This is a genomic window from Flavicella sp. IMCC45537 (assembly GCF_057197705.1).
Window position 1 is genome coordinate 3,751,050 of sequence record NZ_CM170067.1, and the last position, 25,286, is coordinate 3,776,335.

Consider the following 25,286-nt stretch of genomic DNA (forward strand, 5'->3'; position numbering starts at 1 on the left):
TAATATGAAATTTGATAGAAAGGAATTGGTACATCGTGCCAAAGTGTTTTTATATAGTTTGATTGACATTGAATACGAGAAGAAATCAATGGTGATTGAGGAGGTCGACGAAGAGGTGTATCTACCGGATGGTTATTTGGAACGATTTTCAATTTATCCTGTAGAGAATCTTACTCAGTTAAAAGGAAGAGAGGATGAGCTTAAGAATCTAAAAACGGCATATGAGAATTGGAAAATTAACAATGCTCCCTTATTGGTTGTTTCAGATTTTGGTGAAGGGTCGAGTTCACTTATGTATAGTAGTAGCGGCTTGTATGAAAATGTAAAAATCATTGAGAATAACAGTGCGATACATTCTCAAGAGAAGCTATTAAAGATATTAAAAGGAGTTTTTGATTTAGAAGGGGAGTATAAAAACATCAGTGCACTCAAGGAAGATTTATTTGAGCAAGAGAAGAATTATGTAATTGTTTTTGAGAATATTGAACGAATATTCCTCAGAGAAATTGGTGGTTTTAAGTTGATAGAGGAGTTTTTATTGTTTGTCCATAGAACTAAACTAAGAGTGTATTGGATTGTTACTGTGAACAAATACAGTAATTATTTTTTGAGTAATGTAAAATTGTTTAGTTCTAATTTTTCTTCAATTCTTAGATTGAGTCCGATGGCTAATGAAGTTTTGATTGAAGAATTAGTTAATAGAAATGAAGGTTATAAATTGGTGTATTTAAAGCCTACTAGACTGACAAAGAAACTCAATAAAACTTTGAAAAAAGCAGCTCCAGAACAGAGACAAGAATTACTTAAAAACGAATATGATAGATTATTAACCCTTTATGCTAAAGGAAATATTTCTAGAGCAATACATTTTTCTAAATTATCAGCTATTAGAGTTAAGGATGATACTGTTTTTCTAAAACCTTATCAGCAAAAAGCAATACCAACTTTATCTTTAAATGAGATGTTTTTAATAGAGGCACTTTTGCAGCATTCTAGATTAACAATAGTTGAGTTTAATAACATTCTTAGAAATACGAAAAGAGAAACACGTTTGGCAATTGAAAAATTATTAGAACAGCAATTGATTTTAGTATATAGAGAAAACTCGGGGAGAGTGGAGTATGGAATCAATATCATTTATTTAACTCCCTTGAAAATATTAATGCAAGATAGGTTGAACCGAAAATATGTAATATGAAAAAGATATATTTATTAATTGTGGCATTTTTTATTGTGTTTGTATCGTTCTCTCAAGAAATAGTGCCTGTTTCCGATGTAAAGGATAATGTTTCTGAAACGATTACAGCGGCAACGGAAATTATTTCTTTTACAAAGATTTTGACCATTGTTGTGGTTTTAATTTTAGTTTGGGGATTTATCAAAGTTTTAAATTGGTTTATTGAAAATTTGGTAAAGAATTTTAATCGTTATCGATTAAAAATTTTAAGAGTGCAGCCTATGATTATTGTGGTAGTGTGGATTACTGCAATTTATACTTTGATCTTGACATTATTCAAGCCATCAGCAGAAACGGTGTATGCATTGATGGGATCTTCTGCTTTAGCTTTAGGTTTTGCGATGCAAGATATTTTAAAAAATGTTTTTGGTGGATTGCTGATTATTATTGATAGACCGTTTCAAATAGGTGATAAAATAGATATCAATAATAATTATGGAGAGGTTGTAAAAATAGGAATACGAAATACCATTATTAATACAGCAGATGACAATCTAGTTTCGATACCAAATGGAGCTATTATTAGTACGGATATCTCTAATGCAAATTCAGGATCATTAGACTGTATGGTAGTTGTAGAAATGTGGTTGCCCATAAATATCAATGTTGAAAAAGTTAGAAAATTAGCTTATGAAGCTACTATTACATCAAGATATTTGAATTATGATAAGGCGGTTTCTATTTTGTTTTTTGACCATTTTGACAATAGACCTGCAACAAAATTAGTCATTCAAGCTTATGTTTTGGATAATCGCTATGAAAGAGTCTTTTCTGGAGATGTAACTGAAACAGCTAAAAAGGCTTTTACGTTGCATAAAATGTATGAATAAATAGTTGAAATTAGTCGGAGATTAGTCTCAGACTTAGGGGGGGCATGTTTTCTTTAAAAGAAAAGAATTTGCTATTCGTTACATCGCATAGATTATTGAAAAATACCTGATATAAACTTGATTTGTTTGTTAAGTATTTGTTTTGTAGTGTTTTATTGGTGGTCGTAAATGCTGTTTTATATATGGAATAAAACCATTTGTGATTAAAAGTTTGTTCTTTTATGAGGTTATTTGCATATCAAAAACCAAACTTTATTCAGATGAAATTATCCCTAAAATTATTAGTCTATTTTCTTTTTGTTGTTGTAAGTTCAAATGTGTTTGCCACTACATTCTATGTTTCCACTACTGGAAATGATGCAAATGATGGTTCTATTTCTTCACCGTTTAAAACTTTTGATAAGGCCGTAACTGTAATGTCTGCTGGTGATGAATGTATCATAAGGGCAGGTGTCTATAGACAAACTTTAGCAATATCAAAACATGGAACCAGTCAAAGTCCATACACTTTTAAGGCAATGGATGGGGAAGAAGTAATTATTAAGGCTACTGAGTTTGTTTCAAATTGGGAGATCCATGATGGTACTATTTTTAAATCATCAGTTTCAATGGATTTGGATGTTTACAATCAGGTATATAATAACGAAGCATTGATGCAAATAGCACGTTGGCCTAATGATACAGATGGGGATAGGTTTACTATTGATGCAAAAGCTGTTACTACTCAGGGTACGCTTACTTCAATTATTACTTCTGATGTACCAGAAATAGACCTTGAGGATGCTAAACTTTGGTATTTAGGGGGGCACACAGGAACAAGTTGGACTCGAGTTACTACTGGAGTAACTGCAAATGAAATTACTTTCGGTGAATTACCAGATAAATGGCCATTTTCAACTCATAATCCTACTGTTTATAGAGATGGTGGTAAATATGGGCGTTATTATTTATATGATAAATTGAGTTTGTTGGATCATGGCAATGAGTGGTTCTATGATGTAAATACCACTACCTTGTATTTTAAACCTTCTAATGGGATAATACCTTCAGACGAACAAGTAGAGGTTCCAACAAGAATTGAATGTGCAAATATAACAGGTGATTACGTTGTAATTGATGGAATTCAGTTTTTTGGTGGGAAAATAATAATTGATGGAGCGAATGTTGTTTTTAAAAATAATAAAGTAACTCACGGTTTAGAACGTACGGATAGTGTAACAAGTGAAAATGCGCAAATCAGTGAAGGGGCAATAGAAATAAAAGGTGATAATACCACTATTGAAAATAATATAATTGAACATGGGAGTTTAACGGGTATTTATATTATTAGTTATGGGCAAGATAGAGGTAAAGACTCAAGATTAGAAAATAATACAATTCGTTATTTTGATGCCGTGGGAATTCATGCAAGTCCTATAAGATCTACGTCTTCTGGAGTGAAAATATTGAAAAATTTAATTTCACACGGAGGGAGAGATGGTGTTTATGTTTCTGGAATAAACTGTGAGGTTGCCTATAATGATATTTCTCAAAGTCAATTGATAAATGATGATTCGGGTGTTTTTTATACCGTTGGGAATGAAAATGATAAAAATGTAGAAATTCACCATAATTGGATTCATGATGCCGTGAGTAGAAGTTACTCAAACCAAAAAGCTGCAGGGATTTATTTAGATAATGACAGTAAGGGGTTTTTAGTACATCATAATGTGGTATGGAATGTGACGTGGACAGGGTTTCAATTAAACTGGGATAACTGGAATAATAATATTTATCATAATACAGTACTAAATGTAGGTGATGTTATGGGGGTTTGGGTAAACGGTAAGTTGCAACAGAATAATAGGGTATGGAATAATTATACTAATACTCCAGACTGGTTAACTGAAACTGGATTTGATCACAAGGATAATATTTTAGATGAAGGAGATTTGCTGATCGAAGATATTGATACTAGAAATTTTATGCCATTAGCGGGATCAAGTTTAATAGATGGTGCTGCTGTTATTGATGACTTTTCAAAGGAATTTAAAGGAAATTCTCCAGATATCGGGGCTTATGAATATGGTGGAGTACTTTGGACGGCAGGTTTGAATGCGAAAGAGGATATAGAATTGATCATGAGTGTAACCTCTCAGCCGAATGCTATTAATTTTGATGATTTATCAAATCCAACAAAAATTAACTCAAATGTACCATTTAGTTTGAAAATAACAGGACTGGATGCTTCTGAAACTTATAATTTGTACAATCAATTTATCAATGATAATACGGATGTTCAGGTGGCAGGATATAGTCAAACAAGTATTACAGGGGTTACGAGTTTAGAATTGGATTTAAACTGGGGATATTTTCCAAACAATCCGTTAACTACTCAATTAACAGATACTTTTACCTGGAATGCAAATTTGTTTTTACCGGGTACTGGACAAGTAGGAGCTATTTCAGTTGCAAATATTGGGTATAGCGAAAGTCTTTCCGTAAATAATTTTTCTCATGAACAAAATAGAATAAATATATATCCAAACCCTACTAAGGGGGATGTTTCTGTTGTTGGTTTAGAAGGGGAAAGAGTTTCTTATGAAATTTTAAATACGAATGGACAGTTAATTAGAAGTTCTAAGGATTTTAATGGTTTACAAACCGGTGTTTATTTCCTGAAAATTACAACAGATAAATTTAGCGTAGTGAAAAAAGTAGCTGTCAAATAAAATACATTTTATTTGACAGTAATTCTAGAGCCTTTACTGTGACTGCTAAACTCAGGAGCATACATACATTGAATTGTGGTAACACCATTGCTGAAATTTCCTATGTTGTTTACACGAAGATCGTATTCAAAAATATAAGTTCCTTTGTCAATTCTGTCAAAGAAAAAGTTTGTACTCGCATCCTTTGTGCTTTGATAATATCCTAAGTTATTTTTCCATTTGTAACCTGAAATTACATCGACTGGTTCTAGTCCTGAGGCTCTCAAGTCTTTCATATGAACAAATTCCATATCTCTGTCTGCTTTAATTTCTATTTGAACTGTAATTAGATCTCCTAATTTTAGTTCAGAATTTGGATTTAGTGCTTTTAGGGTTACACCGGAGCTTGTATTTTGTTTTAAAAATATGTTTTTTGAGATAGAAAGATTGGTAGTAGCGGAGGTGATTTTATCTAGTTTTTCAAAATATTGCCAATACAAAGCTCCCCAAGCCATGCCTTCACTATTCTTTTTTACGGTGACTTTAGCCAATTCAGGTTTGATTTCGGATTCTTTCCAGTTAACTTTATAATAACCAGTCCCTGCTTCTACTTTCGTTTTTTCTAATTTGTTAGATGGTATTGGCTGATTTCCAATAGTTACTTCCACCGAATCCTCGATAGATATCCAATCGGTTCCATTGAGCAATAGGGCATAAACAGCCTCAGTTGTGGCTTTAGTGGTTTTCCATCTAGTGGTTTGTTTATTTTTTAACAACCATTTTTTTAGCCCATCAATATCTTTTAGGTTCTTGTCTATTTTAGAAAACACCTCTATTAGAAGGGATTGGGTTTCGATGGGAGATTCGTACCAATACCAGCTCGGTTGATTTTCTCTCCAGTAAGTTCCTAGCTCTTCGGATGTAATACTATTTTCTTTCAGAGAAGCTGTGATTTTTTTTGCAGTTTCTGGAGTATCTGTATATGTAATAAGCGCAGTTAATGCTTTATTATATAACGAGAAATCTTGCCAATAACTTTTTGCCTGACCATTGTAGTATGCAATTGCTTTTTTGGTTTCTTGCAGCAATTTATGTTCTTTAAAGTTTTTTCTTAGATATAGATATTGCAATTGTGAACTATGAATATGTTTTTCATTCATGTAGGTTTTTTCTGGAGTCACAATTAATTGAGAATTGTGAAATGATTTTCCATAAACTTTAGCTTTCTTTTGAAGTTTTTCAAAATCATTTTGAATTTGTTGATCCAAGTATTGCAAAGCCTTTTTGATGATTTTCTTTTCTTTTTTTGACTTTTTCAATACCCCTAGATCTTGTAAATGTGCAAAACCTACAAGTATTTGTTGTGTAATATTTCTATTCGCATCATTACTTCCATCAAACCAAGGAAAGGCACCATTGGTCATCTGCATTTGTTTCAGTTTGTCAATTAAATTGGATTGATTTTTAGTTAACTCCTTTAAGTCAAATAATAAGCCGATTCGTTTATTTTGTTCGGTTTCAGAAACAGCATCACGTAACCATGGAGTTTCTTGTATGATAATAGATTTGAGTTCTTTGTTTTTTTCTAGGTTGCTTAGAAGTGCATCACTATTCTTCCATTGTGTAAAAACTTTTTTGATTTTTGGGTTTGAATTTATTACATGCTCAGCTAGGGTATTGGCGTAATATTTTGAAAATGTCTGCTCCGAGCATTCGTAGGGGTATTCAATTAAATATGGTAATGCTTGCAAGGCATACCAGGCAGGATTGGAAGTAAGCTCTAAAGTAAGCTTATGATGTTTCAATGTTTTTGATGTGTTATTTTTAAGTTTTGCAAGTTCAAATTTTCTGGTTTCATTAGCATTTACCCAGATTGGCATTGTTTCAGTAATCAGTTTTTTGTTTGATAAAACAGGAAGAACATTTTGTTCTCCGTCAGAAAAATCACCGGCTTTTGCAACGATACGATATTGCACAGCTTCAATGTTTTCTGGAATGACAATTTTCCATGAAACGTCAGTATTTCCTTTTGCGGTTAGATTGAAGGATTTTTGTGGATGCTTATTTTTTAAAAGTACATCGATATTCTTTCCCGTGAGGGCATTTGATAATTGTAGTTGCGCAAACCCATTTAGACTTTTATTACAAAGACTTGCAATTTTGCTAGATAAAACCAAAGTATCTCCTTTTCTTAGAAATCGAGGTGGATTAGGACTAACCATTAAATCTTTTTGAGTAATCGTAGTCAGTGTTTTGCTTGCTTTTTTAGCATCTTTAGTATGTGCCAAAAGTTGCATTTTCCATTTTGTTAATGCTTCTGGCATCGTGAATTCAAAACTTACATTTCCTTCTTTGTCTGTTTTTAGATCAGGAAAGAAAAAAGCAGTTTCGTTTAAATTGGTACGAGCTTGTACTTGGTTCAACTCTTCTTGTATCTTTTTTTGTCCACTTTTTGTGTTGATAATAATTACTCCATTAGCACCTCTACTTCCATAGATTGCTGTTGAGGCTGCATCTTTTAAAACATCTATAGATTCAATATCACTTAAACTGAGTTGTGGATCTTTATCCATAGGAACTCCATCAATAATATATAATGGGGTTCCTTCAATATTTACTGAACTTAGTCCTCTTATTGAAAGATTAGATTCTCCTACTGAATAAACTACTTCTTCTAATTCCTCACTGCTTACGGTTGATACTGCTCCTGTAACTGTTGATTTTTTTTGAGTTCCATAACCAACAACAATTACCTCATCCATGGTAACTCCGTCATTCGAAAACATTGCTATTTCATACTCGTTTTTATTTCCTATTTTAAATTCTAAATCATCATAACCTACAAAACTAATTACAATAATATCATTCTTCTTTGCGACTAATGAGAATTTTCCATCAAAGTTGGTCTGAGTTACGTTTTTAGAACCTTTTATTTTAACATTCGCAAATGGTAGAGGTTCATTATTCATGTTGCCATCATAAACAGTTCCAGTAATAATTCCCTTTTTGAAGTCTTTATTTAGCGTTTGTTTTGAGATGAAAGATTTTACTCGAATTCCTTTTAAGTATTGGTAATTTGAATTTTTACTATTTTGAAAACTAAACCCAAACCAATGCAAATGGTCATATGCTGGATACTGATAATAATTTTTGCCATAGATTGGGTTGGAAGCAGATGCGTTTTGTGTACCAAAACTATTATACGCATGTGTTTGCTCTCCATAGGAACGGTAGTTTCTTTGTTCATTCGGATTGAAATACCAATTATGTTCTTTAAATTCATCTAGGGAAGCATCATACATTGAAGCAAGAACTTCCGCAGCTACTTTTTCTTTTTTATTGCCTTTTATTTTAAAAGACCATTTCTGGTCAGATCCAGGAAGTAACTTGTCTCTAAAGCTAATCGTTTCAACAGAAAGGTTTTGTTGTTTATGTGGAACGGATACAAACAAAGAACCATTTTCAAATGTATTGAAATTGACATAATTGTATCTGATAATAAAACCGCCTCTGTCTTTTTCTAGAACAGGTATTTCAATTGTTTTCGTTTGGTTGTGCAACACAATAAAATGACTGGAAACTATTTTTTGATTTTTTTCAATATCAATATTGATAGTCATGTTTGGTGAGGCAGTGCCAATTTTTAACTTCACTATGTCATTAGGAGAATATTTACTTTTGTCTTTTTTAATAAAGAACAATTTATTGTCGGCAACCTTGTTTTCAAGTAATGAGAAAACGGTAAACTCATTTTCTATTTTTATTTTTTGATCATATTTGTCTGTACATTCTACTGCGGCAATATATTTTCCAGATTTCCAGTTTTTTATGTTCTTAAGTTGAATTCCTGTGGTGTCTTTTGTGTTAAAAGATTGGGTGAACACCAAAGCCCCTTTTGATTCATCCAGTTTATGATATGGCTCGTTTGGGAATAAGTTTTCAAATTCATTCTTTGTAATGTTTTGATAGTCAGGTGCGCTCCAAATTCTAGATTTCATAGGCCTTTTAGGAGCTGTTATTTTGTAGATTTTTATCTTTCCTTTCGTATCGACAGGTGCATTGTTTAAGTTTTTGGAATCGATGAAAATAGTATTGTCTGACACAGTTTTGTCAATTTTACTATCCATATCAAAGGTAAGCTCTAGTGCGTGATAACCTACTTTAATTTTTGTGTTGGCGTCATGTGTTTCTCCATTGATATCAGTAACGGATGCATAAACAGCGTAGTTGAAAGTTGGTTGGTTTTTTTGCGCTATTTTGTTATCTGGAATAGCTTTAAATGTAATGTTGTAATTTCCGTTTGCATCTGTAACGGTTTCTCCATGACATATTTCAAGTTGTGGGGAGGTGTCGTATTGTCTGTACCAAAAGGGGAATTTAGCGGTTCTTTCAACTCTATAAGTTACTTTTGCATCGGAAATTTTACTTCCAGAAAAGGCGATAGCTTCTCCTGAAACGGTAATGCTGTCATTTAAACGAAATGTTTCTGTAATTGGAGTAAATTCTGTCTTAAATTTAGGTCGTTTATATTCTTCAACAGTTATGTTGTGCCCTCTATAATCAAAGTCGAAATCTTCATTATCATAGAATTTACTGTCATGTTCATAGGGCTCATGAAATTTAAAGAAATAATTTCCAGTAATCCCATTATTTGGGATGGTAAACTCTCCATGGAAGGATCCATATTCATTAAATTTCAATTCTAAAGTTTTTACTTCATCTCCGTTAGGGTTTTCAATTATGATTTCTATATATTCATTGGTAAATAATTCTGTTTTGTTTTGTGTTCTTTTTAAGAAAATTCCCTTGAAATATACTTTCTGTCCAGGTCTATAAATACTTCGGTCTGTAAATAAAAATGGTTTGATAAGAATCTCATCATCGTAATAATAATCATTTGATCTTCTGAAGTTTTCTTCAATGTAATAATCCCCAAAATATGCAGTTTCATCAGGGGTCTTAATTGTGGCAATTACTTTTCTGTTCGTACGCTTACTTCTGTAAATAAACTGACCATTTTGATCTGTTTTGAAGTTTTTGTTCAAAGGTTTATATCTATGGTCATAGTTCTCAAATGTGGATAAGTTTACTGAGGCTTTCTTTATAGAAGATCCGGTTGTTCTATTTACAACTTGATATACATTCCTATTATTTTTAATGCTCTCTGTTAATACAAGGTCTGTAACTTGAATTGTTGTACACGCAGTTAACGGTGCTTTTTTATTGTTTTCGTTAACTTCAGAAACTTGTAATAGGTAATGACCAGTAGTCAGCTTTGGGATAATAATTTCGGTTTTGTGATGTTGGTAGTCTTTTTCGTTGGTTAAACCGATTTCAAAATCTTTAGATAATTCAAGAGTTTTTATGAATTCTTTTCTAATAGAATCTTTTCTTATTTTTTGATAAACTCTTAGTTGCGGATAGGAGAGGTTTAAAATGTTTATTTTAAGTTTGTCTAGATTTTTGTAATCAATTAAAATTCTAGAAAACTGATTGCTAGGAATATTTTTTTCAGATTTTAATTTTAGTTGCGGAGTGATTATTTTGTTTCTTAACACAGCACAGTTTTCCGCTGCTTTGGTTTTAGGAAATAAGTCTATTGATATGTCACATATAGCTAAGGCATCTTGGTTTTTAAATTGATGGTTGGTGTTTCTAGTTGGAGTGTAACTATTTGCTTCATCGCGAAGTAGTTGGGCAAGTTTGAAATCTACTTGACAGGAACTAGGGTGTTTTCTATATTTTTTCTGTAGCGTATAATAGTTTTGTTTCAGTAACTCTTTTTTGTTTTTAATAGAACTGTTAGAGTGCATGTAACTATATGCTTCTAGTAAAACAGTCAAAAAAGCGGTAGGGTTTTTGTCTTTTTTATGAAAATTGCATAATTCTTGGTAAAGTTGCAGAGTTTTTAATTCTTGTGATGTACTGTCTTTGTGTTGAAGAGGGATGTCTAAGAAATCTGTAAAATATTGAACTGAGTCAATTTCAAATTGATAACTAGGTTTTGAAAGTAAATATTCGTTGGTGGCCAAAAAAGACAATGCATTATGTGCTAAAAAATCATATAGTGTTGGGCGAGCTGTTTTAGAATTAGGTGCTGTAATTAATATGTCATCGTATGCTTTTAGATCTGTGCTTTGTAGTAATTTTTTATTTTGAAGGGAGTTTTCGTAATGGATCGTAATTTGATTAAACAATGTGTTAAGTCCCCAGGTTTTAAAATCTTGATAATTTATTTTATCCGTTGTTTTAGTTCTTCTATATAATTTCCATCTTTCTTTTTTTAGATATTGCCAATAGATTTCTGCTATAACATTTTCTAAGATGTTTTTTGTAGGGGGATGTGTATTTTTAATTTCTTCTTTTATCAGTTCAATCAGCGTGTTTTCAGAATCTTCCAGAATTAAACAAAATTTGCTTTTGTAAATAATAGATTTTGTGATTTGAGCTGAATTATTGTCTTTTTTTGCTTTGATATAAATTTTTTGAAGTTCAGTATTGGCAGATTTCGGCAATGCCTTAAGTTCAAAGTGATATACTTTTTGCCATAGCTCTTCATATGAAAAATCGTCAGACTGAGAGTAGGTTGAAAATGAGAATAGGAATAGGGCAAGAATTACTAACTTTTTCATTATTTTTTTTTGACAAAATACTTTAAATTCTTGTTGTAAACTATTGATTATAATTAAATTTTTCCTATTTGATTTTATTACATTTACAATCGTACTAAAACGATCAAATGAAGATACATTTTATAGCAATAGGAGGTAGTGCAATGCACAATTTAGCCTTGGCATTACAAGCTAAAGGATATATGATTACAGGTAGTGATGACGCTATTTTTGAGCCCTCTAAATCTAGGTTAGAGAAGAAAGGCTTATTGCCAGAGCAATTTGGGTGGTTTCCAGAAAAAGTAACAAATAGTTTAGATGCTGTTATTTTAGGAATGCATGCAAAACCAGATAATTTAGAGTTGTTAAAAGCTCAAGAACTTGGGGTTAAAATATATTCATATCCAGAGTTTTTATTCGAGCAGTCTAAGGAAAAAACTAGGGTTGTCATAGGTGGTTCTCATGGTAAGACTACTATAACGTCTATGATTTTACATGTTTTGAATTATCATGATATGGCTGTAGATTACATGGTTGGGGCACAGTTGGAAGGTTTTGATACCATGGTGCACTTAACAGAAGAAAATGAGTTTATTATATTAGAAGGAGATGAGTATTTATCGTCTCCAATAGATAGAAGACCGAAGTTTCATTTATATAAACCCAATATCGCCCTACTGAGTGGTATCGCTTGGGATCATATTAATGTTTTTCCAACATTTGATAATTATAAGGAGCAGTTTAGAATATTTACTGACTCTCTTACCAACGGTGGAATTATGGTGTATAACGAGGAGGATCCTGAGGTGAAAAGTGTGGTCGAAGAAAGTACACATACTATAAAGAGGTATCCTTATAGGACACCGGATTATTCAATTGTTGATGGAGTAACCTACTTAGATACTCCTGATGGAGATATGCCTTTGGAGATTTTCGGGGGACATAATTTACAAAATATGGCAGGGGCAAAATGGATTTGTCAACATATTGGAATAGGAGAAGAGGAGTTTTATGAAGCGATTGCCACTTTTAAAGGAGCTAGTAAGCGTTTGGAAAAAATTGCCGAAAAACCAGGAACGGTTATTTTTAAAGATTTTGCTCACTCTCCTTCAAAAGTAAAGGCGACAACAAAGGCTGTTAAAAATCAGTATACCTCAAGAAAGGTTTTGGCTTGCCTAGAACTTCATACTTATAGTAGTTTGAATGCGGAGTTTCTAAAAGAATATGTTGGGGCATTAGAAAGTGCAGATACTGCCGTAGTTTTTTATTCTCCATCAGCGGTTAAAATAAAACAATTAGAAACTGTATCAGAAGAACAGATCAAGAGCGCTTTTCAAAGAGATGATCTGATTGTTTATACAGATCCAAAAGAATTTAAAGAATATTTGTTTTCTCAAAGTATGGAAGATACGGCTCTTTTGTTAATGAGCTCTGGTAATTATGGGGGACTTGATTTTGAAGAATTGAAAAGTATTATGTAAAAAAAAAGCTTCCCTTGGGAAGCTTTTTTTATATCAAATTTTTAAAATCGTCTACCGACTCCAATACCCATAGACCAGGTACCGAATTCTTTATGACGATAATCATAGAAGAAAGTAGGAGATAGGTCCCAGTTTTCTGCAAATTCTATTTCGTATTCTAGTCCAGCTCTAACAATATAGAGATTTTGGTTTTTTTCAAATTCAACACCAGCTCCAAACACAACTACTAAGTCCTTGTAAACTTTGGCTAATCCATCCAAAGTAACTACCACAGGGTATTCTCTTTCAACAGTGAGTTCTTCTCCTGCTTTTTCTATTTCGTAGTTAAAAAGTTCTAAGTCATTATGAAGTCCTATTCCAAATTTGCGACTGAACCAATACTCCAAATCTAATCCAATGGAGGGGACGATAATTGTTTGTGTGCCCTCAGAGGTGGCCGTTGGGATATAAGTATGACTTAAAACAGGGCTTACTCTAAAATGTTTACAAGATTTTTCTTTTTCTTGCTCATTTTCTTGGGCAAACAGATGAAACGAAAACATTACAAGAGCAATTGTAATGTATTTTGATAACATATTCTTATTCATGATTGAAAGGTGATAATTAGTTTTTTTTCAGTGGCAAAAGTATAGATATCTGACTTTGCTTTATATGATATTTGTTAAGTTCTTTTCCAAAAGAAAGGGGTAAACAATATTAAAACCGTAAAAAGTTCCAGCCTACCAATTAGCATAAGAAATGAACAGAATACTTTGGCAGGATCAGATAGGTGAGCATAATTATCTACAGGACTCAATGATCCCAGCGCAGGACCTACATTTCCTAGCGATGATGCCGCAGCACCTATGGCAGAATCAAATTCTAATCCCATAAAACTAAGAATTATAGCACTCGAAATAAATATAAGCATGTAAAGAACAAAGAAGGAGAGTATATTAAAAACAATAATTCTTGAAACTCCTTTATTGTCGTATCTAACCGGAATAATTGCATTTGGGTGTAGTAACTTTTTAAATTCTAAAACACTATTTTTTATCATAATGATGTGGCGTACAATTTTTACACCACCACTTGTAGAACCTGCAGATCCTCCAATTAAGAAAAGTGAAAAAATAAGCATAGTAGCCAAGGAATTCCATGTAGTGTAATCAGCCGAAACAAAACCTGTTGTGGTAAGCACTGCAACTACTTGAAAACCGGCATGTCTAAAAGAACTCTCGAGGGTTCCCCATGGCATTGGGTGTTCTATGGTTGATTCTATCCCAGGTGTTTGGAAATATTGAATGATTATTGTGATTACAATAGTCATGAATATAGATCCGAAAAAATAATATTTGAATTCTTCGTTTTGAAATATTTTTCTGATTTTTCCTTTAAGGGCAAAGTAAGTAAGTATAAAATTGGTTCCTGCTACAAACATAAAGGCAATCACAATGTATTGAATAATTGGCATATGGTTCCAGTAAGCCATACTTGCATTTTTTGTTGAAAAACCTCCCGTACTCATGGTGGCCATAGCATGATTTAAGGCATCAAACCACGTCATTCCTGCAATTTTTAACAAGAAAAATTCAGTTAACGTAAGGGAAACGTAAATTAACCATAAACGTTTTGCTGTTTGAGTGATTCTCGGGTGCATCTTATCTGCTGAAGGCCCAGGTGCTTCTGCCATAAATAATTGCATACCACCAATTCCTAAGAGTGGTAAAATAGCGATCGTCAATACAATAATTCCCATTCCACCAATCCAATGAGTTGCACTTCGCCAAAATAAAATTCCGTTAGGTAATGCTTCGATATCGTTCACAATAGAAGCCCCGGTGGTAGAGTATCCTGAAATGGTTTCAAAAATTGCATCCGCAAAATGAGGGATCGTTCCAGTGAATAAATAAGGTAGCGCACCAGTAAAGGTTAAAATTAGCCAACCCAAGGTTACAATGATGTATCCTTCTCGTTTGTGCAAGGTTTTAGGAGCGTTTCTATTCAAGAACCACATAAAAAAACCTATGCAGATAGTGATCAGTCCAGCAGAGAGAATTCCTGTGTAAGTTTCCTCTTGGTTGTATAGACTAAAAGGAACTGCAAATAGCATGAAAATACCATTTAACATAGCGGTTAATCCCAAAAAACTAACGACTATTTTATAATTTAATCCAGAAGATTTCATTGTTTAGTTGTTAAATAATTTTTCTACCTCTCCAATAGATTCTGGTAAACAGAATACAATTACTCTATCTCCCTTTAATATTTGAAAATCTCCAAAAGTCATAACAGCTTCCCCTTTTCTTACAACACCGCCAATTACGGCTTTGTCCGTTAATCCAAGGTCTTTGATTTTTAGTTTGGTTGCTTTTGCATTTCGTCTCACAAAAAATTCCAATACTTCGGCATCAACGTTGTGTAAGTTGGCAAGTGCTAGAACCTTTCCTTTTCGTACATGTTTGAAAATAGCCCCTGCAGCAAGTAGTTTTTTGTTAATTAATGTGTCTATTCCGATAGTTTGAGAAATGTTAATATAATCCATGTTCTCAACTAAAGCAATGGTTTTTTTAACTCCTTTTGACTTGGCAACAAGACAAGACATAATGTTGGTTTCAGAATTACCGGTAACGGCAACAAAAGCATCCATTTTATTGATGGCTTCTTCATCTAGTAATTCTACATTTCTACCATCTCCTTGAATGATCAGGGTGTTGCATAGCGAATCGGCAAGTTCAAAAGCTTTGTCTCTTTTGCTTTCGATTAATTTTACATTAAAATTGTGATCACATAAGTTTTTTGCAGCTTTTTGCCCAATTCTACTTCCTCCAAGAATCATTACATCCTTGATCCCAACTTTCTTTTTCCCAATCAGTTCGTAAACCTTTTCAATATGTTGTTTCGTTACAGAAAAATATACCTGATCGTGGTGCTTAAATTTAGTACTCCCTCTAGGAATAATCGTTTCAATAGTATTCTCTCTTTTTAGAGAGATAATAGTAAAATCTATTTCAGGGTACATTTCTTTAACTTCCTGAACTGTTTTTCCTAAACTTGGCGACTCAGAAGAGAGTCTAGCTCCTAAAATTGTGATCGCACCATTTTCAAATTCAAATTTGTCGTTAAAGACAGATTCATTTAAAAGCGCTTCAATTTCTTTGGCAGCCAAAAATTCCGGAGATATCATATAATCAATACCTACTTCCGCAAAATTTATTTCATTGGTTGTGAGGAATTCGGTATTAGAAATTCTAGCAATGGTTTTCTTAACTCCTAACTTCTTGCTAAGTGCAGCAATGGTTAGGTTCGTGTTCTGAGATTCAGTAACCGCTAAAATTAGATCGGCATTTTCCACACCTACTTCTTTTAATGATTTGATAGAAGTAGCATCTCCTTTTACAGAAATCACATCCAAATGATCATCAATATACTTAAGTTTTTTAGGATTTGAATCAATCACAAAGGTGTCTTGAGCTTCGTTTGAAAGAAGTTTTGCCAAGTGGAAACCAACGTCTCCAGCACCCGCTATAATAATTTTCATTGAAAATAAATTTATACAAAGATAAAGAAGAAATTATTCATTACTCTAATGATTTTGATAAATAGCGAAAACGTTTCTTTAAAAATATTTGAAGAAGTTATCTTATCTTGAATAGAAAAAGCAATATGAAAAAGGAATCTTTTACAATTAAGAATTGGGATATTTCTGATAGGCCACGTGAAAAGTTGATTTTGAAGGGAAAAAGAGTTTTGTCTGATGCAGAATTGATTGCGATATTGATTGGTTCTGGAAACAGAAATGAGTCTGCTGTTGAGTTAGCCAAAAGAATATTAGTGCAGTGTGATAATAGTTTGAACAAACTGTTTAAAATGTCTTTAACTGAATTAGAAGCGTTTCGTGGCATTGGAGAAGCGAAAGCTGTTTCTATAATAACCGGACTTGAGTTAGGCAGTAGATTACGGATGGCGGATACAAAAGTTCATGATAAGATTACAAGTAGCAAAGATGTGTTTGATTTAATGGAGCCTATTATAGGAAACTTGATGCATGAGGAATTTTGGGTGTTGTTCTTGAATAATTCCAATAAAGTACTGCAGAAGGTAATGTTGAGCAGAGGAGGTTTGACAGGTACTGTAGTGGATATTCGGTTGCTTTTTAAACAAGGGTTAGAACAATTAGCAACGGGTATTATTTTGTGTCACAATCATCCTTCTGGAAATTTGATTCCTAGTATAGCAGACAAAGAGGTTACAGAGAAAATTAAGGATGCTGGCCGGAGTTTAGATATTAAACTACTGGATCATTTAATAATTACAGAAAAAGCTTATTTTAGCTTTGCCGATGAAGCCTTGATTATTTAAGGTATCGTCTTTAAATAAAATAATTTCTCCAAAAATGGTATTGGTATATACTCATAAAATAACCCCTAGGCTTACTTATATTTTTAAGCATATTTTTATAAGGATATTGAATTCTAAGGTTAGTTTTACCACTAAAATAGAAGAGTTTGTTGCATTTAACGGAGCCAAGCTAAATTATTCTAAGGTGCCGTTGGGGAATGAATTTTTTATAAGGTCGTATGATTTATTGTTTGAACAAGGGATCAATGATATAGAGTTCTCTATTGCCAAATGGGATGAGGATGTACCTTGTTTTTTTACTGCAGGTAAAAAATCTTCGATACCCTATGATATTTTTGCGGCTAGTTTTTACTTAATAAGTAGGTACGAAGAATATTTACCTCATGTTCAAGATGAACATGAACGTTTTTCAGTGGAAGAGAGCATTGCTTTTAGAAATGGTTTTTTAAAAAGACCGCTGATTGATATTTGGGCATTTAAATTTTTAGAGGTTTTACAGGCAAAATTTCCAGAACATACTTTTGAAAAGAGAACGTTTTCATACATCAGTACTTTTGACATAAATCAAGCTTATATTTATAGAGCTAAAGGTTTGGTTCGTTCTATTGGTGGATTTATGATAGATTTTTTTACTTTTAAATTAAGTGCTTTTATTGATCGTGCCTTGGTTTTGTTAAAGGTGAAAAAGGATCCGTATGATACTTATGATGAAATTGTAAGATTGAAAAAAGTATACCAGTTTCCAACGGTATTATTTTTCTTAATATCTAATGTAAGTACTTATGATAATAATGTTTCTATCACAAAAGATAAATATAGATTGTTAATTAAATCTATGTCTGATTATGTGAAAGTAGGTTTGAACTTGTCTTATTTTACAATGAAAAAGGAGGAGTTGATGAAAAAGGAATTGAAAAAAATGGAGTCTATTATCAATACCCCTGTTTCTAAAACGAAACAACATTTATTAAGAAACCATTTGCCAGAAACCTATCAGAAATTAATTGATTTAGAGGTTGAGGAAGATTATACCATGGGCTATTCTGATTATCTTGGTTTTAGGGCGAGCACTTGTACTCCTTTTTATTTTTACGATCTTGATTTTGAAATTCAAACTCCTTTAAAAGTATTTCCTTTTGCAGTCAATGATTATGCATTAAATGAGGTGATGAGTTTATCTTCGAAACAAGCCTTGTTGAAAATTAAAGAATTGTTGCAAGAAGTAAAAAAGGTAAATGGAACTTTTGTGACTTTATTCCATAATGAAATACTTAGTGATTATGGAATTTGGAAAGGATGGAAAGGTATTTATGGTGATGTTTTAGATATGATAAAGAATGATTAAATATATCAAACGAAAGAATCTCGATACACAGAAATATGACAAGTGTATTGAAAAAGCATTGAATTCAAGAGTGTATGCATTTTCTTGGTATTTGGATATAGTAGCTGATAATTGGGACGTTTTAGTGCTGAATGATTATGAAGCGGTAATGCCGTTGCCATGGAGACAGAAGTTTTTTATTAAGTATGTATATCCACCTTGTTGGACACAACAATTGGGTGTTTTTTCAGTAAATAGAATTTCTGAAGATTTGGTAAATGAATTTATTGGAAATATTCCTTCGAAGTTTAAGAAAGTAACAATTCAGTTTAATTCGGGCAATCCTAAGTTGTCTTTATCTAAGACTAGAATAAATTATTTGTTGTCTTTATCTAACTCATATGAAGAAAATATAAAGAGATTAAATAAAAATAGAAAAAGAGAATTAAAAAAGAGTCATACTATTAAAGACATTTTTCTAGACAAAAAACTTAGTTCATCTGAGTTTTTAAGTTTCCTTTTTAGTCAAAAATTACCTTATGAATTATCAAAAGAAAGTGCAGGGAAATTAAGGGGGATTTTAGAATTAAAACGAAAAGAGATTTTAATTTGGGGTGTGTTTAAAGGAGGAATTCTTTTGTCGGCTATTTTATTAATAAAAGAAAAGAAAAGAATTACCTATCTTTTGCCTGTGTCTTCTATTGAAGCCAAGAAATACGGAATACATACATTATTGATCACAGAATTGATAAAAGAGTTTTCAGATTCTGAATTAATTTTAGATTTTGAAGGGTCAATGATAAAAGGTGTTGCTTCTTTTTATAGGAGTTTTGGTAGTATTTATGAAAATTATGGAAAATTGGAGATGCCCTTTAAACTTATTAATAGATGAATAGTAATTCGGAAAAAGCACTCAAAATTTGTTTTTTAGCAGACAAACATGAGTTGTACGATGATCGTATATATTGGAAAATGGCTGTTCCTTTAGTCAAAAGAGGATATCAAGTTGTTTATCTACTGATAGGGGATTCTAATGACCGAGGAATGACCAAAGAAGGAGTGGAATTTGTTGTTTTTAAAGTTAAAACGTTTTCGAACAATAGATATATAAATTTTATTTTGAAACGATTGAATCCAAATAATAATTATAAAAAGCTTTATTTGGAAGCTAAAAAGCAGCATTCGGATATTTATCATTTTCATGATTTTTGGTTAAATAGAATTGGAGGTAAACTTAAACGATTAAAGCAGAAACCTGTAGTTTTTTATGACTCTCACGAACCTTATGCTGAAGACTATGTTTCTCTTTCAACTGAAAGAGGATTGTTGAAAATTGTTGTTGTTTTGTTTTCAAAGTGGGTTGATTATTGGGAAAAGAAAAAATCAAAAAAATATGATCTTGTAATTTCTACTGAAGAAATTGTTAGAAACGCTTTTAGAAAAGCGATAGGAACTGAAAAAGCTGAGGTAATTTATAATTACACTGATAATCAAGATGAGTATCGTGATCTAAAAAACTCTGATAAAAAATATGATTTTATTTATACTGGTTCAATTACCGAATTAAGAGGGGTTATATCACTTTTAAAGGCATCTTCCTTGGTGAAAAAAGAGTTTACAAACTTTAAATTATTATTTATAGGGAAATATACACCCGTTGGTTTAAAGGAACGAATGGAGGATATCATTGAAAAAGAAGGCTTAAAGGATAATGTTATTTTACATGATTATGTTAGGTATGATAAAATGGAGAATTATTATAATTTGAGCAAAGTAGGCGTTTTAATACCATTACCAGAAAAATCATTTAAAATAAAAATGTTTATTAAAATTTTTGAATATATGACTTTTGGATTACCGATAATTGGTAGTGATTTTGGTCATATCAAAGAATTTATTGAGAAGGATAATTGTGGACTACTAGTAGATCCAGAGAATATAAATGGCATTGTTGAGGCAATGATTAAAATGCTTTCAGATACCAACCTATATGAAACTTTTAGTAGGAATGGTAGATCTGCGGCTGTTTTAAAATATAATTGGGGTAGTGAATTTGAAAAGCTATTGGAATACTATAAAGTTGCGCTAGAAAAAAGAAAATTAGAGTTAAATGAATAAGGTGTTTCTAAAAGATTTTTCTTGGTATTTTCTGGCTTCTGTAATTCCAATAATTTTGGGACTTGCTAAGGTAGGAGTGTTTACGCGACACTATTCGGTGGCAGATTATGGTGTCCTTGGAATTGTAAGTGTGTCTTTTTCTTTTATTGGAGTAATTCTTTATTCATGGATTAGTTCATGCATTTGGAGATTTTATGAAAATTATAAGAATAACAACAGATTAAAGTTTTTATTCGGAAATTTAACATTATTATTTGGAGCATCTTTTGTGATTACTTTTGTTATAGTTGTTGGTTGGTCTGTATTGGATGTACGGAATATCGTTCAAAAGTTGATTCTGTTTTCTTTTTTGCACTTGGTTTTTAGTCAAATATTTTCGTTTTATATGATTGTTGTTAGAATAGAAGGAAATTCAAAATTTTATTCTGTTTTTCAAATTATCAGAAGTATTATTGCTTTTTTATTGCTTCTTTACTTTGCGTTTATGTTGGATGTAGATATTTCAGCAATGATTTCAAGTTTGATGATTGTCGAAATTTTATCCTTTTTGGTGCTATTGATTTTAAACCCTTTGAAGTTGAAATTGAAATCATTCAAAATGGATATAATTTCATTAAAAGATATTGGTAACTATGCAATTACAGGTTTGTTTATACATGTTTGTGTATTATTAATAACACTTAGTGATAGGTATATAATCGCCTTGACGGGAAGAATAGAAGAAGTAGGTATTTATGACCAAATATATAAAATTAGTCAACTTTCAATTTCTGCAATTGTTACAGTGTATTTTAATACAGTAAACCCTAGTTTGATCAAATTGTTTGAAAAAGGGACAGACACTTCAATATTAAAAATTAGAAATTATATTAAAGTATTCTGTGTTATTGGTATACCCATAGTTTTGTATTTAAGTTTTTTCTCAAAAGAAATATCAGCTTTGTTTTTAGGGCCTAAATTTAGGATTGCATACGATATAATGCCAGTTGTCTTTTTTGTAGTGATATTAACAGGTCTTACAAACTTTTATGAATTACGATTTAAATTCACCAATAAACTAAGGAGATTGAATGTTTTCTTCTTGATAGGAGTTGTATTTAATTTAGTAACCACTTTTTTTGCAGTTAAATATTTAGGTTACAAGTCTGCAACCGTAACTACTTTAGCTACCTATATTTTAGTTTTGACTCTTTTCTTGATAGGAGATAAAAATTTCATAAATTTGAATAAGAAAAACATCCGATACTTTTTAAAGTATGTACTGTTTTTAAGTGGGCAAATTATTTGTTATTTTTTTGTAATGGATTTTTTTGAATTTAAAATAGTTACTAAATATATACTTGTTTTATTGTTCGCTTTAAGTTATTTCTTTTTGTATCGTAAGGATATCACACTAATTTTAAAATTAAAATAGTACAAATGACAAAAACAATTCTCTTCTTTCTGTTTCTAACGATCACTGTTTCTGCCCAAAAAACAATTAATAACTATGCTTATGTGGTTGTTCCAGATCAATTTTCATTTCAGAACTCTAGAGATCAGTATCAATTGAATTCTCTGACTCGGTTTCTATTAGAAAAAGAAGGAATGAAAGTGTTTTGGGATACAGAAAAAATTCCAAGAGAATATGTCGTGATGGAGTGTGGTGGACTAAAATTGAAGATGAATAAAAAATCTTCGATGTTTAGAAGTAAAGTGAATTTTGACTTGATGGACTGTTATAACAATGTTGTGTTTTCCAGTGAAATAGGGTCAAGTAGTGAGAAGGAATTTAAAAAGGGATATCAAGAAAGTATTAGAAATGCTTTTAAAAGTTTTGCAGCGTTGAATTATACCTACATTCCTCAACCAGCGGCGGAAGTTCCGATTGATGTGGTAGCTGCACCTACAATAACTCCCAAAAACACCAAAGTGCCTGTTTTGAAAGATGTTTTGGTTTATAAGAACAATACAAATTTGGTGGTAGAATTGACTAAATCAGGTGGTAGTTATATTGGTAAGGTTAGTTCTAGCGAATCTATTAACTACGCACAAGGTGATGTTATTTGCAAGTTATTTGAAACATCTTTGCCTAATGTATTCAAAACCCAATGGAAAGATTCTTATGGGGATTTTATCAATACAATTGCTTATTTTGACGAAGATGGCTTATTGTATGTAGATTTTTCTGCCCCAACAGGAATTACCACAATGAAGTTTACAAAACAATAATTTAGTAATTATACTTTTCTCGCCAACGTGCTTTTAGCGTATTCCTAAAGTCGTTTTCTCTTGCATTATTACTAGGCTCATAAAATTTGGTGTTTTCAATTTCTTTTGGTAAAAATTCTTGAGAGACAAAATTATTTTCATAATTATGAGAGTACTTATAGTCCTTTCCATAGTTAAGATCCTTCATCAATTTTGTTGGCGCGTTGCGTAAGTGAAGAGGAACGGATAAGTCACCTGTGTTTTGAACAAGTTGTAAAGCTTCATTAATAGCAACGTAAGAGCTATTACTTTTCGGTGAATTGGCTAAATAAATGGCACATTGACTCAACAGAATTCGAGATTCAGGATATCCTATAGTTGCGACTGCTTGAAAGGTAGAATTGGCCATAATCAATGCCGTTGGATTGGCATTTCCGATGTCTTCTGATGCAGCAATTAACAAACGCCTTGCAATGAATTTTACGTCTTCTCCTCCTTCAATCATTCTTGCCAACCAATATACGGCTGCATTAGGGTCACTCCCGCGAATTGATTTAATAAACGCAGAGACAATATCATAGTGTTGTTCCCCTGTTTTGTCATATCGTACCGTATTCTTCTGAACTTTACTTAAAACTAACTCGTTGGTAATTGTAACAGGTTTTTCCTCTGAGGACACCACTAATTCAAATACGTTAAGCAGTTTTCTTGCGTCACCACTTGAAACTTGAATTAACGCATCTGTTTCTTGCAATGTAACTTCCTTTGATTTAATCAAATCATCTTTTTCCATAGCTCTTTCCAAAAGGTTGATAAGATCCGTTTTGTCAAAAGAATTTAAAATATAAACCTGGCATCGTGATAATAAGGCAGGAATCACCTCAAAACTTGGGTTTTCAGTAGTTGCGCCAATAAGTGTTACCCATCCTTTCTCAACGGCTGCTAATAAAGAGTCTTGTTGTGATTTGCTAAATCTATGAATTTCATCAATAAATAAAATTGGATTCTTTGCAGTGAACAAACCTCCGCTTTGACGTGCTTTTTCAATTACCTCTCTCACATCCTTTACTCCAGAATTAATTGCACTTAATGTGTAAAAAGGCCTTTGAGATTCTTTGGAAATGATATTAGCAAGGGTTGTTTTTCCGATACCAGGAGGCCCCCATAAAATTAAGGAAGGTATGATCCCTTTTTTAATATGTTGGGTCAATATCCCTGTTTGCCCAACCAAATGTTGTTGACTAATGTAGTCTTCTAAGGTTTTCGGACGGATACGTTCTGCTAATGGTTCATTCATGATGTAAAAATACAATTTTGAGAGAGATTTTTTTCGGAGAATAAGTTTAAATTAGCTTTTAGATATACCCAATAATTCATGGAAGAGAATAATCCGTTTACTTATTCAAAAAAAGTTTTTAGAATTCCAGTGCTGGTGGTTTTTTTGATGTGGTTGGTGTATTGGATAGAAATAAAGTTCGGACTTAATTTCACCAAATTGGGGGTTTATCCAAGAAAAGTTGATGGGCTGATTGGCGTTTTATGTTCTCCTTTTATACATTCTGATACCAAACATTTATTTAATAACAGCATTCCTGTGTTTGTGTTTATTGGAATGATCTATTATTTCTATCATGAAATTGCTTTGAGACTACTAATTTTAGGAACTTTATTAACCGGGTTTTCTACTTGGTTGATAGGAGGAGAGGGGTTTCACGTTGGAATGAGCGGTGTGGTCTACCTTTTATTTAGTTTTATTTTCTTCAGTGGTATTTTAAGAAAACATTTCCGATTGATATCCGTTTCATTAGTGGTAATTTTTCTATATGGAAGTATGTTTTGGTATGTTCTTCCTATAGAAAAAGGGATCTCATGGGAGGGGCATTTATCAGGATTGATAGTTGGATTCATTTTTTCTATCATGTATCGAAAAATTGGCCCTCAAAAGAAAGAATACATCTTCAAAAAAACTGAATTTGATTCTTGGTTTGATGAAGATGGTAATTTTAGTCCCCCTCCACCTCCAGTAATAGAAGAAGAGGAAGTAGACAATGATTGATTATTTTACTTTTTTTAAATAACCTTTAAATGTCTCTGTTTTTGTTTCTCCTTTGATAACAGAAACATAAGGCATAATGTCCCCATTAGGAATACCGAATTCTACTAAAATTCCACCTCGAGTATTAATATTGATATGAAAAGGGGATAAGTGCATTTTTTTCTTGTCAAAAGAAAGTTTGTAGGAGCAATCATTCAGCCATTTTACATTAGCAAATAAGGTGTCTCCTTTGCTGTTTATTTGTTGTTGACTAGTTTTGGTTTTGATAAGGGTTGCAGCATTTTCAAATAAAGTGTCATTTGCAATTAAAAATGTACCTGTTTTAAAATCGGTACATGCAGTTTTTTGATTACATGAATTTAGACTAATTGCTACTGTGCATAATAATGCGAATACATAAGTTTTCAT

At 32.1% G+C, this 25,286-nt stretch carries 17 protein-coding genes; 11 read left to right on the top strand and 6 right to left on the bottom strand.

All coding sequences use genetic code 11. From position 1 onward, the window contains the following. Positions 1-4 precede the first annotated feature (4 nt). The 3 genes from AC2DGP_RS15280 to AC2DGP_RS15290 all read left to right on the top strand — a co-directional run bounded on the left by AC2DGP_RS15280 (position 5) and on the right by AC2DGP_RS15290 (position 4,778). A complete protein-coding gene (locus AC2DGP_RS15280; RefSeq protein WP_484490927.1) occupies positions 5-1,198 on the top strand; it encodes a hypothetical protein in 1,194 nt (397 codons plus the stop codon). Further along, positions 1,195-2,067 carry a mechanosensitive ion channel family protein gene (locus AC2DGP_RS15285; protein WP_484490928.1) on the top strand — a complete coding sequence of 291 codons (873 nt, stop codon included), beginning with the start codon at positions 1,195-1,197 and terminating at the stop codon, positions 2,065-2,067. Before AC2DGP_RS15280 ends, AC2DGP_RS15285 begins: the two co-directional genes overlap by 4 nt. A gap of 260 nt (positions 2,068-2,327) precedes the next feature. After that, positions 2,328-4,778, top strand: a complete 2,451-nt coding sequence (locus AC2DGP_RS15290; RefSeq protein WP_484490929.1) for a right-handed parallel beta-helix repeat-containing protein — start codon at positions 2,328-2,330, stop codon at positions 4,776-4,778. Positions 4,779-4,786: 8 nt separating this feature from the next. Here the strand turns inward: AC2DGP_RS15290 and AC2DGP_RS15295 are convergent, their stop codons facing one another. Next, complete coding sequence (locus tag AC2DGP_RS15295) at positions 4,787-11,389, bottom strand: alpha-2-macroglobulin family protein (RefSeq protein ID WP_484490930.1); 6,603 nt, start codon at positions 11,387-11,389, stop codon at positions 4,787-4,789. A 107-nt stretch (positions 11,390-11,496) separates the two neighbouring features. On the opposite strand from AC2DGP_RS15295, the gene AC2DGP_RS15300 reads away from it, so the two are divergent. Then, complete coding sequence (locus tag AC2DGP_RS15300; RefSeq protein ID WP_484490931.1) at positions 11,497-12,849, top strand: UDP-N-acetylmuramate--L-alanine ligase; 1,353 nt, start codon at positions 11,497-11,499, stop codon at positions 12,847-12,849. 41 nt (positions 12,850-12,890) lie between these two features. Here the strand turns inward: AC2DGP_RS15300 and AC2DGP_RS15305 are convergent, their stop codons facing one another. The 3 genes from AC2DGP_RS15305 to trkA form a co-directional block, all read right to left on the bottom strand. After that, a complete protein-coding gene (locus AC2DGP_RS15305; protein WP_484490932.1) occupies positions 12,891-13,436 on the bottom strand; it encodes a hypothetical protein in 546 nt (181 codons plus the stop codon). A 74-nt stretch (positions 13,437-13,510) separates the two neighbouring features. Then, on the bottom strand, positions 13,511-15,016 hold the full coding sequence (locus tag AC2DGP_RS15310) for a TrkH family potassium uptake protein (protein WP_484490933.1): 1,506 nt from the start codon (positions 15,014-15,016) through the stop codon (positions 13,511-13,513). A 3-nt stretch (positions 15,017-15,019) separates the two neighbouring features. Further along, entirely contained in the window at positions 15,020-16,369 is a 1,350-nt protein-coding gene (trkA, locus tag AC2DGP_RS15315) for a Trk system potassium transporter TrkA (RefSeq protein WP_484490934.1), read from the bottom strand. Between the two features lie 125 nt (positions 16,370-16,494). On the opposite strand from trkA, the gene radC reads away from it, so the two are divergent. Genes radC through AC2DGP_RS15345 form a run of 6 tightly spaced genes read left to right on the top strand, consistent with a single transcriptional unit; the run spans position 16,495 to position 22,843 of the window. Further along, entirely contained in the window at positions 16,495-17,190 is a 696-nt protein-coding gene (gene radC / locus AC2DGP_RS15320) for a RadC family protein (protein ID WP_484490935.1), read from the top strand. Between the two features lie 34 nt (positions 17,191-17,224). Further along, positions 17,225-18,535, top strand: coding sequence for a polysaccharide deacetylase family protein (locus AC2DGP_RS15325; protein ID WP_484490936.1), 1,311 nt, complete (start codon positions 17,225-17,227; stop codon positions 18,533-18,535). Then, a complete protein-coding gene (locus AC2DGP_RS15330; protein ID WP_484490937.1) occupies positions 18,528-19,406 on the top strand; it encodes a hypothetical protein in 879 nt (292 codons plus the stop codon). The genes AC2DGP_RS15325 and AC2DGP_RS15330 overlap by 8 nt, the downstream gene beginning before the upstream one ends. Then, positions 19,403-20,632 (top strand): glycosyltransferase family 4 protein, encoded by a 1,230-nt coding sequence (locus AC2DGP_RS15335; protein ID WP_484490938.1) that lies wholly within the window; start codon positions 19,403-19,405, stop codon positions 20,630-20,632. The genes AC2DGP_RS15330 and AC2DGP_RS15335 overlap by 4 nt, the downstream gene beginning before the upstream one ends. Continuing rightward, positions 20,625-22,046: a lipopolysaccharide biosynthesis protein gene (locus tag AC2DGP_RS15340; RefSeq protein WP_484490939.1), complete on the top strand. Its 1,422-nt coding sequence runs from the start codon at positions 20,625-20,627 to the stop codon at positions 22,044-22,046. Before AC2DGP_RS15335 ends, AC2DGP_RS15340 begins: the two co-directional genes overlap by 8 nt. A gap of 5 nt (positions 22,047-22,051) precedes the next feature. Beyond that, on the top strand, positions 22,052-22,843 hold the full coding sequence (locus AC2DGP_RS15345; protein WP_484490940.1) for a hypothetical protein: 792 nt from the start codon (positions 22,052-22,054) through the stop codon (positions 22,841-22,843). Between the two features lies 1 nt (position 22,844). Here AC2DGP_RS15345 and AC2DGP_RS15350 read toward each other — a convergent pair whose 3' ends face one another. After that, a complete protein-coding gene (locus AC2DGP_RS15350) occupies positions 22,845-24,119 on the bottom strand; it encodes a replication-associated recombination protein A (protein WP_484490941.1) in 1,275 nt (424 codons plus the stop codon). Positions 24,120-24,197: 78 nt separating this feature from the next. Between AC2DGP_RS15350 and AC2DGP_RS15355 the strand changes: the two genes are divergently transcribed. Next, positions 24,198-24,878, top strand: a complete 681-nt coding sequence (locus tag AC2DGP_RS15355; RefSeq protein ID WP_484490942.1) for a rhomboid family intramembrane serine protease — start codon at positions 24,198-24,200, stop codon at positions 24,876-24,878. Here the strand turns inward: AC2DGP_RS15355 and AC2DGP_RS15360 are convergent, their stop codons facing one another. Next, positions 24,879-25,286 (bottom strand): hypothetical protein, encoded by a 408-nt coding sequence (locus tag AC2DGP_RS15360; RefSeq protein ID WP_484490943.1) that lies wholly within the window; start codon positions 25,284-25,286, stop codon positions 24,879-24,881.

Excerpts from the sequence above, each read along its gene's own strand:
- AC2DGP_RS15360 (WP_484490943.1), bottom strand. The coding sequence starts at position 25,286 with ATGAAAACTTATGTATTCGCATTATTATGCACAGTAGCAATTAGTCTA.
- AC2DGP_RS15305 (WP_484490932.1), bottom strand. The coding sequence starts at position 13,436 with ATGAATAAGAATATGTTATCAAAATACATTACAATTGCTCTTGTAATG.
- AC2DGP_RS15285 (WP_484490928.1), top strand. The coding sequence starts at position 1,195 with ATGAAAAAGATATATTTATTAATTGTGGCATTTTTTATTGTGTTTGTA.
- AC2DGP_RS15355 (WP_484490942.1), top strand. The coding sequence starts at position 24,198 with ATGGAAGAGAATAATCCGTTTACTTATTCAAAAAAAGTTTTTAGAATT.
- AC2DGP_RS15310 (WP_484490933.1), bottom strand. The coding sequence starts at position 15,016 with ATGAAATCTTCTGGATTAAATTATAAAATAGTCGTTAGTTTTTTGGGA.
- AC2DGP_RS15300 (WP_484490931.1), top strand. The coding sequence starts at position 11,497 with ATGAAGATACATTTTATAGCAATAGGAGGTAGTGCAATGCACAATTTA.
- AC2DGP_RS15345 (WP_484490940.1), top strand. The coding sequence starts at position 22,052 with ATGACAAAAACAATTCTCTTCTTTCTGTTTCTAACGATCACTGTTTCT.
- radC (WP_484490935.1), top strand. The coding sequence starts at position 16,495 with ATGAAAAAGGAATCTTTTACAATTAAGAATTGGGATATTTCTGATAGG.
- AC2DGP_RS15325 (WP_484490936.1), top strand. The coding sequence starts at position 17,225 with ATGGTATTGGTATATACTCATAAAATAACCCCTAGGCTTACTTATATT.
- AC2DGP_RS15335 (WP_484490938.1), top strand. The coding sequence starts at position 19,403 with ATGAATAGTAATTCGGAAAAAGCACTCAAAATTTGTTTTTTAGCAGAC.
- AC2DGP_RS15295 (WP_484490930.1), bottom strand. The coding sequence starts at position 11,389 with ATGAAAAAGTTAGTAATTCTTGCCCTATTCCTATTCTCATTTTCAACC.
- AC2DGP_RS15350 (WP_484490941.1), bottom strand. The coding sequence starts at position 24,119 with ATGAATGAACCATTAGCAGAACGTATCCGTCCGAAAACCTTAGAAGAC.
- AC2DGP_RS15280 (WP_484490927.1), top strand. The coding sequence starts at position 5 with ATGAAATTTGATAGAAAGGAATTGGTACATCGTGCCAAAGTGTTTTTA.
- AC2DGP_RS15340 (WP_484490939.1), top strand. The coding sequence starts at position 20,625 with ATGAATAAGGTGTTTCTAAAAGATTTTTCTTGGTATTTTCTGGCTTCT.
- trkA (WP_484490934.1), bottom strand. The coding sequence starts at position 16,369 with ATGAAAATTATTATAGCGGGTGCTGGAGACGTTGGTTTCCACTTGGCA.
- AC2DGP_RS15330 (WP_484490937.1), top strand. The coding sequence starts at position 18,528 with ATGATTAAATATATCAAACGAAAGAATCTCGATACACAGAAATATGAC.
- AC2DGP_RS15290 (WP_484490929.1), top strand. The coding sequence starts at position 2,328 with ATGAAATTATCCCTAAAATTATTAGTCTATTTTCTTTTTGTTGTTGTA.